The organism is Sphingobacterium sp. 2149, assembly GCF_031455655.1.
In the GTDB taxonomy this organism is placed as follows: Bacteria; Bacteroidota; Bacteroidia; order Sphingobacteriales; family Sphingobacteriaceae; genus Sphingobacterium.
The window spans coordinates 120,756-133,261 of sequence record NZ_JAVDTD010000014.1 but is presented as its reverse complement, the minus strand read 5'-3'; the positions used below and the strand labels follow the sequence as shown (position 1 = coordinate 133,261).

Genomic DNA, 12,506 nt, shown 5'->3' with positions numbered 1-12,506 from the left:
CACATCTGTATGAGATGCTCTTCAAAGGGGGATATCCCCCTCATTCGGGCTGGTTTATGAGCCCTTAAGCTATGAAAAAATAATCAAAAAAAAGCTGCCCTTTGCGACAATTTTCTATTTTGAATATCTGTAGCAAAGGGCAGCCCTTATCTTAAAATGGTATCGCTAACAATTACTCAACACCATATTGTTGTTTATATGATTTCTCCAAATCGGTCACCTGCTGTAGCAACTGTTTTTCCGATGTGGTAGCCAAAATGCTCTTATAGGCACCCAAGGCGCGTAAAGCTGTACCAATATTAGAATATTCCAGCTCAGGCTTTGTTTGCGCAATATCCTGATACCACCGCATATTTTGCGTCATAAATTTCAGATTACGGTTTACGATCTCATTTGCACGTTTCGTTTCACCTGTTTCATACAACACATTGATAATTGGAATATACCCCAAAATATCACGCATCAGATAAACACGCTTCGGCATCTTTTCATAAGTTTCAACGGCAACTTTACGCGCCTCATCCTTATGTCCCTCCATCAATAACTGTGTTGCTGTACCCCCCATTACTGTATTTGTAATCATGGTAATCATACGGTAAGACTCTGGATCCAAGTAAGAAGCATGTGCCATATTACCCCATTGATATTTTGTGGTAATGTCTTTATAAGCAGACTGTGTATCGACCAATGTACCTTCTGCTCCTGCAGGAGTTGCGATCGGCATTAAGCGCAATGCAAAGCCCTCTTGCACCAAATACTTATCTAAACCAAGGTAATTATCATTTGGAACTGTCGCCGCAAAATAAATTGGACGTTTCCAATCGTTATTTAACAATACGTTTAAGATTGACAGCTCCGCTCTAGAAATATAATTTCTATTGTAAGTCCAGCTCATGGTATCCACAATCGATTCTTGCCATGCTTTAGGAACTACGTTATTTTTCAGAACGGATTCTTTGTTTACCGGAAGGCTAAAGTTTTTGGTCGGCAGGAAGTTTTCAAACTTACCACCTCTCAATTCCAATTTGTTCTTTTGATCGTCCGATAATAAAATTTGCATAATCAAATCCAGATCAACATGTCCCGGTACTTTCATATCCTGATAGTAAAGTACCTCACGCACGCCTTTTTTGAACTTTTCATCATCAATATTGATTGGCAAACCGTCGGCCTGATTCACTTTTTGCTTCATCTGACGCATGTACCAGTCCGAACTCAATAAACTTAAGTTCACCACGCGTACATCCGGACGATAATTTTCAACTTCCTGAACATACCACAACGGATAAGTATCGTTGTCACCATAGGTAAACAAAATTGCATTTGGCGCGCAAGAAGCCAGGTAGTTTTTCGCTAAATCGCGGGCAGTCGTCTTCTCCGAGCGGTCGTGATCATCCCAGTTCTGGAAGCCCAACAATACCGGAGCACCCAACAAACAAGCAACTGTAGCTGCACCAGCAGCAATTTTGCCATCCATTTTTTTGCTTAAATAATCGGCAATAGCGAAAACCCCTAGTCCGATCCAGATGGCAAAAGCATAGAATGAACCTGCATAGGCATAGTCACGCTCACGAGGCTGAAGTGGGCTCTGATTTAAATACAATACAATGGCTAGCCCAGTAAAGAAAAACAATAAACCGACGATTCCCGCATCACGTTGCCGCTTTCCAAAATGCCAGAATGCGCCAATTAAACCAATAATCAAAGGCAAGAAGTAATATTTATTATTCGATGGATCAGTCTTTAATGAATCCGGAATAGCATTTTGTCCACCATTATGCATTTGATCAATCGGCTTGATACCCGCCTGCCAATTACCCTCTGTAAATGACCCTTGACCTTGTTGGTCATTTTGCCGGCCGGCAAAATTCCACAAGAAATAACGGCCATACATATGTCCGATCTGATAACTGAAAAAGAACTTGAGGTTATCGGCGAAAGTCGGAGACTGCCCATCTGGAATTTTCAAATAATCACGGTAATATTCGATATGTCCTTGATCGCGTGAGCTGTAGACACGTGGGAAAAACATGGTCTTATCGTATTTATAGTCCATACCGTTTTCCACCTTCGTATACTTGTCTTTATCTTTTCTGTAGGTATAGGTCGGCTCAGCATCAACGACCTGCGCATCAAATGTAGGTCCATTTAAAAGAGGTTCACTAGCATATTGCTCGCGTCCCAAATAGCTTACAAAAGAAAATGCATTATCTGGATCACTGTTATTTAAGGTAGGATTCGCCTTGGCACGCACCATGATCATGGCAAAGGAGCTATAACCAAAAATGATAAATGCAGTACTGATCAAGATCAGATTCAACATGGGTTTAACCTTCTTGATCGAATACCAAATACCATAGACAAATAAAGCGACAGCTAAAATCATGAACAGGTTAAATCCAGTCCCAAAGCCCATTCCCAAGCTATTTACAAAAAATAGATCAAAATAAGCCGCAGCTTTGACCGTATATTGGATAATTCCCCATAAAATCAGGCCCAAAACAACCACACCTGTTAAAAATGCTTTTATTGCTCCCGAGGAGGTTATTGTTTTTGAACGCTTAAAATAAATCACCAAAGCAATTGCAGGAATTACCAATAAGTTGAGCAAGTGTACCCCGATAGAAAGTCCCATCACATAAGCGATAAAGATCAACCAGCGGTCCGCACCAGCCTCATCGGCATGATTTTCCCATTTTAAAATCCCCCAAAATACTACTGCAGTACATAAAGAAGACATCGCATACACCTCAGACTCTACGGCCGAAAACCAAAATGTATCTGTAAAAGCATAGGCCAATGCACCTACTGCACCCGAACCAAATATTTTAATTAAATCGGTCGACGTATACGATCCATCAACACCCTTTACAACGATTTTCTTTGCTAAGGCTGTAATTGTCCAAAACAAAAACAAAATGGTCAGACCACTACATACCGCCGATCCGACATTCATCCAGAACGCAATTCGTGTAACATCTCCACCAGCAAGGTTGGAGAATATATTCTGAATCATTAAGAATAAAGGTGCTCCCGGCTGGTGCACAATTTGGAGCTTGAAGGCTGAAGCGATAAACTCACCACAATCCCACCAACTCGTCGATCGTTCGGCAGTCATGACATATGCTACTGTTGCAATTAGCGCACATATCCATCCTAAAAGATTGTTGATTTTAGTATAGTTCATAAAATGATAACTGTAAAAAGTATTATTAATACGGCTCGAAAATAAGGATAAGTTAATAAGAAATGAACTTTATTCTGATTTTTTAACACATATTGATTGAAACAATTTCATTATGTGAACCAATATTGGCTGTAAAGAAAGGATACAAAACTGTACGCATATACTTTTATAGACCGACAGCACCACTGAAAAAGGATTGATGTAAAGATTTTTCGGCATCAAAGAAAAATTATTTATTTGAAAATCAGCCGAAATGCACTTTACAGGACATTTTTATTTGCAGAAATAAGAATAGTCCGTATATTTGCATCATCAAATGTGAACGACATCATCACGATCGAAAACACTTTTGAATTGTTTGTCCGATAGTATAAGGGTAGTACGACAGTTTTTGGTTCTGTTTGTCTTGGTTCGAATCCAGGTCGGACAACAAACAATAGAAAAGGCTTGCATTTGCAGGCCTTTTCTGCGTTATATGCAAGGCTTATATTTATAAAAGGGTTCAGATTTTTTTAAATTGCATTTTGATTTTTAAAACAAATCTCTATCTTTGCGTCGTCAAAAAGAAAAAGACGGAAACGTTGACTTTTTAGAGACATTGTCCGATAGTATAAGGGTAGTACGACAGTTTTTGGTTCTGTTTGTCTTGGTTCGAATCCAGGTCGGACAACTTTTAAAGTTAAGCATATATGGATTGTGAAAACAATCCATTTTTTTTAATGTTTAACTTTAAAAAATAGTCAGGGAATAAAAATATTGAATAAACGACAATACAACAACCCAACATAAATATACAAAACCATGCCTTTGCAATTCAACACGGTTAAACTATTTGCAGGTTCTGGCACTACAGAACTAGCCGAAAAAATCGCACAATCTTACGGGAAACCACTAGGAGACAAAACATTATCACGTTTTAGCGACGGTGAGATTCAACCATTCTACAATGAATCTGTTCGCGGAAGCGATGTTTTCATTATCCAGTCAACCAACCAACCTACCGACAATCTTTTTGAATTATTATTGATGACAGATGCAGCGAAGAGAGCTTCAGCGCATTACATCACAGCGGTAGTCCCTTACTTTGGTTTCGCAAGACAAGATCGAAAAGACAAACCAAGAGTTGCTATCGGCGCTAAAATGATTGCTAATCTGTTGACAGCTGCTGGTATCCACCGCATCATGACGATGGACCTTCACGCAGCTCAAATCCAAGGGTTTTTCGATATCCCTGTTGATCATTTGGATGGCTCTATTATCTTTGTTCCTTATATCAAATCATTAAAACTTCCGAATTTAACGATTGCTTCTCCAGATATGGGCGGTTCGTACCGAGCACGTACTTTTGCTAAATTTTTCAATGCAGAAGTTATTATCTGTGATAAACGCCGTAAGCGTGCGAATGAAATCGAATCGATGTCGATCATTGGTGACGTTACAGGTCAAGATGTTGTTTTGATCGATGATATCTGTGATACGGCCGGTACACTTTCAAAAGCAGCGGCATTGATTATGGAAAACGGTGCAAAATCTGTCAGAGCAGTTTGTACGCATGCTGTGCTATCAGGAAAAGCTTATGAAACCATTGAAAATTCTGTATTGTCTGAAATGATCGTGACGGATACGATTCAATTGGATCCAGAAAAAGCAAAACAATCGACCAAAATCAAAGTGTTATCCACAGCTGACTTATTCGCGAAAGCCATAAAAAGCGTCAATCAACACTCTTCTATTTCTGACTTATTTGAAGTAGAATAAGCGTTGCGTTTTAGCTATTAAATATTAGACTCTGGTACGTGAAGCCTTTAGCGAAACGACCAGAGTCTTTTTTTTGTATGGCACCATCCCCCCTTTTCTAAAAGCAACAACTATTTAAAAATACTATTTCGCGTGGTTCTTCTCTTTTTAGCCCTAGGCGAATAGCTTTCTAGTTCTTACATTAAGTGAACAATACTTGATTTATATCAATTCCTACATTACCGAGGGGTTAACAGGGGGGTAACAGTGGTAAAACCCCTGCTAACCCCCTACTAAAAGAGTCCTATTTCGGTTTTAATATAGGAAATGGTATCTATTTGTTCCTAAATTGAGCTAAGCAACAAATTTGAATAGGTATAAGCATGAGAATGGAAAAGTTCATAATCTTGAATAAGTGCCTGTTTTCGAGGTCATATTAATCGTATTTTTTGATAATACCAGAAATTAGATTATCTTTGCACCTCAAATTTATAAAAAATTAAAAGATGAAACCGAGATGTAAATAGCATTGTCAGAAAAACAATTGTTATTTACTCGAGCTCTCATCAACCATTAAAAAAAAATTAAAAGATGAAATCAATTGCTATTAGCGGTTCTGTAAGACAGAACGTAGGGAAAAGAGATGCAAAAGAATTGCGTTACCAAGGCTTAGTACCAGCAGTACTTTACGGTGGTACAGAGCAAACAGCTCTTTCTGTGTCCGCAGCTGATTTGAAACCAGTTCTTTACACTGCTGACGTAATCATTGTTGAATTAAACATTGAAGGTCAAACTAAAAGAGCTATCGTTCAAGACGCACAATTCCACCCATTAACTGATTTAGTTACTCACGTTGACTTTTTAGAGTTATTCGATGACAAAGAAGTATCATTGAATATCCCTATCAAATTGACAGGAACTTCTCCAGGTGTTAAAATGGGGGGTAAATTAGTTCAAAAATTACGTAATTTACGCGTAAAAGCCTTACCTGCAAACTTACCGCAAGAAATTGAAGTACCAATGGAATCTTTAGAGGTTGGTAAATCAGTTCGTGTGGGTCAAATTCAATTAGAAAACGCAAAAGTATTGAACAATGCTGATGATACAATCGTATCAGTAATCATGTCTCGTGCATTGCGTCAAGCTGAACAAGAAGCTGCTAAAGCAACTAAAGGTGGTAAAAAATAATCTGAACAAGATTTTAAGATACTGCAGAAAGCACCGGAATTCGGTGCTTTTTTTGTTTACTAAAATTTTTATTTTTGCATCATGAATTATCTTATCGTTGGATTAGGCAATATTGGCAGTGAATATGCCGACACAAGGCATAATATCGGTTTTATGGTTGCCGATGAGCTTGTTAAACAGGCCAGTGCTAGTTTCTCCTTGCTGAAATTAGCCTATTATAGTGAATTTAAGCAACGAGGGCATAATGTCACCGTCATTAAACCTACGACTTACATGAACTTAAGTGGAAAGGCTGTTAATTATTATATGCAACAATGTAAAGTCCCAATTCAGCATGTATTGGTAATTGTGGATGATTTGGCGATCCCTTTCGGCTCACTACGCATGAAGCCCAAAGGAAGTAGCGCTGGTCACAACGGACTAAAATCCATTGAACAGCTTTGCGGTGGACAAGCATATCCCCGTTTACGTTTCGGCATTGGAGACAACTACCCAAAAGGTAGACAGGTAGATTATGTACTTGGCCCTTTTGATAAAGATGAACAAGCAGAGTTACCGGCTCTGATAGACCATTCCGTTAAAATGATCCAGAGTTTTGTTAATATCGGCATCGAGCTAACCATGACGAACCTTAATACAAAATAAGTCACTTGTCGTTGTAATGCCCCAATGCTTGGATCACAACGACAGCAGTATCTTCTTCAAAAATTTCATAAATAAGGCGATCTTTCTTATTGATCGCCCTACTCCAAATTTCGCCGTCAAAATATTTTAATTGTTCGGTCAATTCTTGTCCTATCAGATTTACGTCCAGATTTTTTTATCATTTGCAAATCTCTAATCGCTTTTTTTGAATATTGGATTAAATACTTTCCCATATATTCTTGCTATCCAATTGGACTAATTCACCTCTTTCTTTCTCAACTCTAGCTTCTTTCACGCGGTCATTTAATTTCGACGATCTATCTTCAGACTCAACTTTTATTTTTGTCCCACCGAGTGCCTTTAGTACCGCTTTAATCTTTTCTACTTCAGAAGAATCTATTTGAAATGATAATATTGCCATAACCCTTTCGTTTTTAAGAAGTTAATAAAACAACTCCACAAACGGAAAAGCCAAATATATCGGCTTTTTCTTATCGAATGGATAATTGCCCCCTTTCTTTTTTAACCGCTTCTCCTTTTTCTTTCTCTAACTCAGTCTTAGTTACTTTTTTCCCTTTCCCAGAAAGACCGTCTTCTACATCAGAAGATGCTGCCTTAGGATGTTCCTCTGCATATGCCTTGGTGGTCACAATGATAACGCCATTCTCCGCCTGATCACCATATAGTGCCGTAGCAGGATTATTTTTCAAAACCGATATGTTATCGATTGTATTCGGGTCTAACCCACTTAACTGAGCGTCTTCGACAATTTTCCCGTCGACCACAAATAGAGGATTATCCTTAGCTCCATGAACTCCACGAAACTTAATACTGCGGACAGCAACTTTCCTCGATCCATCATTTGATAACCCAATGCTATTTCCAGAGATTTCCTCCGCTCGGCCTTTGAGCTCTGGTTCAGTCGTATTTACAGATTTATACCCCGCCACAACAACTTTCGTAGGATTTCCATTCACCTTAATCTTAGGATTACCTGCATTGTCCTTTTTATCATAAGTAAAAGTAGGGGGCTGATTCGTTACCACAGGTAAACCATTTTTCTTCAACGTAACAAGGACAACGCCGTTCTTGCCTTTTTCACCATATATTGCCTTACCATTATCCTTTATTACATTGATCGATTCGATTTCCGACGATGGAATAGCAGACATAATGGTTGAATAGAGCGGTTCCTTTTCAGACTTCATATTTGTCCGAAAATGAATCGTATCTATTACCCCTTTTGGCTTCAAGGTATCCTTTGTCATTTGCCTGGTAAGCAAATCTTCCGCTAAAGGCTTACTTACCTTGCTACTTATCGTTGCAGGCAAAGCAACATCAACTTGTAAGTCCTTGTCCAACTGAATAACAGCCGTCTTATTTACCTGCTCCACTACCCCTTCTATACTCCCCTCGGCTTTACTTAGTGTAAATGCGGCTCCCGTCAATAAAAATACCGGTAAAAGAAAGGCATATTTACTCAGCTCTATTTTCGATGATCGCTTCTTGTTCATCATCATAATACGACGTTTTAAAAGTTTAAAATTAAATTGATTGCTCAATCCCACCGAGCCCCCCTTTTTGGACACGTTCAATAAGCTGTACTGGTAGGTTTGCTTGTCCACTCCTTTATCAAGGACCTGTTGATCAGTCAAGAACTCCAAATTTTGGCGAATGGCCCTGCGCATTAGCCAAACGAAAGGATTGTACCAACAACACACCAATATCATTTCAAACAATAAAATATCTAGACTGTGAAGGCCTTTCACATGAATATCCTCATGCTTAAAAATATCTTTCAGTTCAGCCTCCTGATGCTGCCCCTTATTGACATATATTTTATTCAAAAACGAAAATGGAACAACCGGAATAAGCACATTCCGGAATAAATACGTCCGCCATTGATCGGACTTCGAATTCAGATGAATCCGCAATAAACTCAATAACTGAAATACAAATTTCAATAACAATAAAACTGCACCGGTCACAAACAGGATTTCCACCAGCCTTCCTAAAGATAGCTGTTGTTGGACCTCCGGCTCCGTCATATATAGTGAAATCTGCTCGCCTACTCCCCCCAGATTCAGCCCGCGCTGTACGAACAAAGACTTTAAATCCAAAAATGGATACATAAAAGCAAAAAGTCCACCCACTAGGAAGTATACCCGATTTAGCACATAGAATGTTAGCCCTTTCAATAGTCCAATATATCCTAAATAGATAATACCCAACAACAGATTGACTTGTATAATATAGGTGAGTAAGCTTTCCATGCTATCAAGATTTATTATGCTTAATCATGTCCATAATTTCCTTTAATTCATCAGCCGTTAGTTTTTCTTCCTGTACAAAAAATGACACCATATCCTTATAGGAATTTTTGAAATAATCGCCGACAAAGGAATTCATAAACTTCGCTTTATAATCTTCCTCACTCACCATCGGTTCATAGCGCTTGGCGTTGGCATAACGCACTGCTTTCACAAAATCTTTACGTTCCAGATTCTTTACTGTCGAAGCCAAGGTGGTATAAGGCATCTTTTCACCTTTGATATTATCTAAGATCTCCTTTATAAATCCTCCATTGAGACTCCAAATCGACTGCATTGCCTGTTCTTCCTGTGCTGTTAATTTTTCCATGCCTGTATCTACTTTATCTAATCTTTCACTAATCTACGAACAATTCGTAAATATAAAAAATCTTTTTATACTGAATTATATAATCGACAGTAAATAGCATCAGTCCTATTAGATCAAAAAAGAAATCGCTCATTTTCTGCGTTTTTAAACTCAAATCCCACGAATATAAGTTAGCTGGCAGAAAATTTGTTATAGGATTATTTTAATTCTAAATTCACTATAAATCGTATCCTGCATTGGAAAGAAAAAAAATCAATTGGATAAATTCACTGCAATCCGATCGATTGGAAGCATGAAAAGTAATAAGATGATTCAAGATAAATACAATTAAGATCAATGGCTAAAAATATTAAAGCGATCAAATGTCCGCATTGTGGGAGTATAAAAGTCACCACACTACGTCCGGATTATTATAAATGTGACAGCTGCGGAACAGAATTTTTTCTCGATAGCGACGATATCAATATCAATCACAACTATAACTATCCGCGCAACAATACAGATCAATATAAGGCCCTTCGGATTGTCCTATTCGCCGTTGTGGGATTTATCGCGGTCATGTTTATCATCGGGGCTATAAGTGCTATTTTTTCGAAGAAACCTGAGCCGAGTTATTCCACTTATAGTGGTTCCAACTCAGCGAACGAGAAAGAAGAAGTAGAACCGCTTGAATGGAACTATGCGAGTAATACGTTATTCATGGACAAAAATAATACGCCGCATGTTGTGGTCGTTGGTAATGTAGGAACTTTTAGGAAAAGAATGGATTCAAACAAAGACAATAAGGTATACATTGGGCTTTTTGATCCTAAAACAGGTAAAAAAGAATGGGTAAAAGCATTGATGGAGACTCCCGTTGAATTATCGAGCAGCGACGTTAAACTTCAGGTATTTGAAGACCAAAACCTTTACATCATCGTCAAGTCCAAATACATCTATCAACTTGACAAAAACACGCTCACGTATAAGAGTGTTTTGGAAAATTATGTTAAAGATGCTCCATCTTTAAGTACTGGCATAGCCAAAGTTGAATTTAAGTATGAAGACTATGGTTCCGCTTATCAAATTATCAACAATGAAGGTCAAAATCTGGCCTATTACCCGTTAATAAATAAGGCGATACCGGATAAAGTGCTTTACGAGGAAAGAAGAAAAAAACTTCCCAATCCGACGACAAAAACGGAGTTTACTTTTTCAAGTAAGTCCAGCTATTATCCAGAGGAAAAAATTCAGTTAATCCAGTATACTTACCATTATCAATATGGATATCCTAAAGATACCCCACGGTTTTCTTGGGATAAGGATTATGGTGGATCGGGTATTTTTACCGACCGAGATCCCTATAAAAAGGTATTGATCAATCCGTGGCAATTTAAAGGAGCGCGTTTGATTAACTTTAAAGACTTTACACCAGGCAGACTTTACTTTCAGCCTATAGTCATCGCCCAGAATGACAAAACGCTCCTTATCGCCTATAAGCCAACACCAGCTGAAGACGATCCTTTCCAGATCCAACTGCTGGATATCACAACTGGGGCTATACAAAAAACCTTTACTACTGACCTCAAGTCCATCTATGGAAATGGGAGCCTGTTAAAAGACGGCTTTATTGTAAGAGGCTCGAGTGACTATTATTATTTTGATAATAATGGAAAACAAATCAACAAATTTGAAGGGTATAATCCCAAATTCGACACACTAAATTAATAACTATGGGACTATTTAATCTTTTTAACAACCAACTTTCTGAAGTTATCGAGTGGAAAAACCAAGACCCTCGATTATTATGGTATAAATTTCCATCCGAAAGGAATGAGATCAAAAATTCCAGCAAACTAATCCTCGCCCCAGGGCAGGGATGCATTCTTGTGTATGAAGGTAAAGGCGAAAATCTGCTAACCGAACCTGGAACGTATAACCTCAAAACGGATAATCATCCATTTTTTACTACGTTAGCACGACTACGGCAAAATTTTGAATCAGAGCACAAACTGTATATCTACTTTTTTCGCACGGCTGCTATCGTCAATCAATCCTGGGGAACAGGTTCTCCGATCAAATATATCGACCCACAATACAATTTACCTATAGAAATCGGTTTGAATGGTACATTTTCCTACCTGATCAATGAACCGGTCCATTTCTATAAAAACATTGTGGCCAATCAAAATACAGTCACTACAGCCGTCATCCAAGACATACTCAATAATCGCATTCCTCAACAAATTACCGCACAGATTGCACAAAAGAAGCTAGGCTATAATGAGATTGATAGCCAACTAGCATTACTATCTAACGATATCAAGACTGCAGTGGAACAAGATTTTAAAGATCTCGGGCTCGATATTACAGATTTTAAAATCCTAGGAACCCAATTTGATGCCAATACCAAAAGGAGGATTGGAGAAATCGCCGATCTAACCACGCAAAATCAAGCCGCACAGCAAGCAGGTTTAAGCTATGTTGAATTAGAAAAGTTACGCGCGCTGCGTGATGCTGCTAAAAATGAAGGTGGGATTGCGGGAGTGGGTGCACAACTTGGCGTCGGTATGGAACTTGGTAAGCAGTTTGATCTTCAAAAAGAGGAAATCAAAGGTCATATTCAGCAAGAAGGCGACTTCGTGGAGAAGCTCCAAAAGATGCAACTGCTACTTCGTGAAAATATCATTACCCAGGAAGAATTCGACGCATTAAAAAAACAGATTCTCAACAAAATATAACCCATTATGAAATATATATTCGGTATACTATTTACCTTGGTGATTCTCTTCGTTGCTACCTATTTCCTTTTGGGAATGTGGGGCATTCAGCTGTTAGCTGCCGAAAATTTCAGTAAAATTCTATGGACAACTGGAATACTGACCGCAACTTCTATTATTCTTGTGTGTTTTGTTATACTTCCTTTCTTTGGATCAGGTAAACATGGGAATTATGAAGATAAAGGAAAGGTTGCTCAGCGAAAAATAGATTAGCGCTTTGTACAATAAGGTAATGTTAAATTTGGATAAATGATTTGCTTATTTAAGTAAATTGTTAGTAGATATTATCCAATATGACGTAGTCATGTCATTTTAATTCCACAAGAACTTTCAATTTTAAATATCAAATA

Annotated in this window: 11 protein-coding genes; 6 read left to right on the top strand and 5 right to left on the bottom strand. The window is 38.2% G+C overall.

What is annotated here, in order from left to right; all coding sequences use genetic code 11:
* Positions 1 to 172: 172 nt before the first annotated feature.
* Positions 173 to 3,187, bottom strand: a complete 3,015-nt coding sequence (locus J2X77_RS19790; RefSeq protein ID WP_310082153.1) for a protein O-mannosyl-transferase family — start codon at positions 3,185 to 3,187, stop codon at positions 173 to 175.
* 801 nt (positions 3,188 to 3,988) lie between these two features.
* Here J2X77_RS19790 and J2X77_RS19785 point away from each other — a divergent pair.
* From J2X77_RS19785 to pth, 3 genes are all read left to right on the top strand, one after another.
* Positions 3,989 to 4,945 (top strand): ribose-phosphate pyrophosphokinase, encoded by a 957-nt coding sequence (locus J2X77_RS19785; protein WP_293883805.1) that lies wholly within the window; start codon positions 3,989 to 3,991, stop codon positions 4,943 to 4,945.
* A 570-nt stretch (positions 4,946 to 5,515) separates the two neighbouring features.
* Positions 5,516 to 6,112, top strand: coding sequence for a 50S ribosomal protein L25/general stress protein Ctc (locus J2X77_RS19780; protein WP_209580563.1), 597 nt, complete (start codon positions 5,516 to 5,518; stop codon positions 6,110 to 6,112).
* Positions 6,113 to 6,193: 81 nt separating this feature from the next.
* On the top strand, positions 6,194 to 6,757 hold the full coding sequence (pth, locus tag J2X77_RS19775; RefSeq protein WP_310082149.1) for an aminoacyl-tRNA hydrolase: 564 nt from the start codon (positions 6,194 to 6,196) through the stop codon (positions 6,755 to 6,757).
* A gap of 1 nt (position 6,758) precedes the next feature.
* Here the strand turns inward: pth and J2X77_RS19770 are convergent, their stop codons facing one another.
* The 4 genes from J2X77_RS19770 to J2X77_RS19755 all read right to left on the bottom strand — a co-directional run bounded on the left by J2X77_RS19770 (position 6,759) and on the right by J2X77_RS19755 (position 9,397).
* Complete coding sequence (locus J2X77_RS19770; protein WP_310082147.1) at positions 6,759 to 6,899, bottom strand: type II toxin-antitoxin system YoeB family toxin; 141 nt, start codon at positions 6,897 to 6,899, stop codon at positions 6,759 to 6,761.
* Positions 6,900 to 6,974: 75 nt separating this feature from the next.
* A complete protein-coding gene (locus J2X77_RS19765; RefSeq protein WP_310082145.1) occupies positions 6,975 to 7,178 on the bottom strand; it encodes a hypothetical protein in 204 nt (67 codons plus the stop codon).
* Positions 7,179 to 7,248: 70 nt separating this feature from the next.
* Positions 7,249 to 9,030: a M56 family metallopeptidase gene (locus tag J2X77_RS19760; RefSeq protein ID WP_310082143.1), complete on the bottom strand. Its 1,782-nt coding sequence runs from the start codon at positions 9,028 to 9,030 to the stop codon at positions 7,249 to 7,251.
* 4 nt (positions 9,031 to 9,034) lie between these two features.
* Positions 9,035 to 9,397, bottom strand: coding sequence for a BlaI/MecI/CopY family transcriptional regulator (locus J2X77_RS19755; RefSeq protein WP_310082141.1), 363 nt, complete (start codon positions 9,395 to 9,397; stop codon positions 9,035 to 9,037).
* Between the two features lie 336 nt (positions 9,398 to 9,733).
* Between J2X77_RS19755 and J2X77_RS19750 the strand changes: the two genes are divergently transcribed.
* From J2X77_RS19750 to J2X77_RS19740, 3 genes are read left to right on the top strand one after another with little or no spacing between them, the layout of a single operon-like run.
* Positions 9,734 to 11,104: a hypothetical protein gene (locus J2X77_RS19750; protein WP_310082139.1), complete on the top strand. Its 1,371-nt coding sequence runs from the start codon at positions 9,734 to 9,736 to the stop codon at positions 11,102 to 11,104.
* A 5-nt stretch (positions 11,105 to 11,109) separates the two neighbouring features.
* Positions 11,110 to 12,117, top strand: a complete 1,008-nt coding sequence (locus J2X77_RS19745) for an SPFH domain-containing protein (RefSeq protein ID WP_209580552.1) — start codon at positions 11,110 to 11,112, stop codon at positions 12,115 to 12,117.
* 6 nt (positions 12,118 to 12,123) lie between these two features.
* On the top strand, positions 12,124 to 12,369 hold the full coding sequence (locus tag J2X77_RS19740) for a hypothetical protein (RefSeq protein WP_209580546.1): 246 nt from the start codon (positions 12,124 to 12,126) through the stop codon (positions 12,367 to 12,369).
* The last annotated feature ends 137 nt before the right edge of the window (positions 12,370 to 12,506 follow it).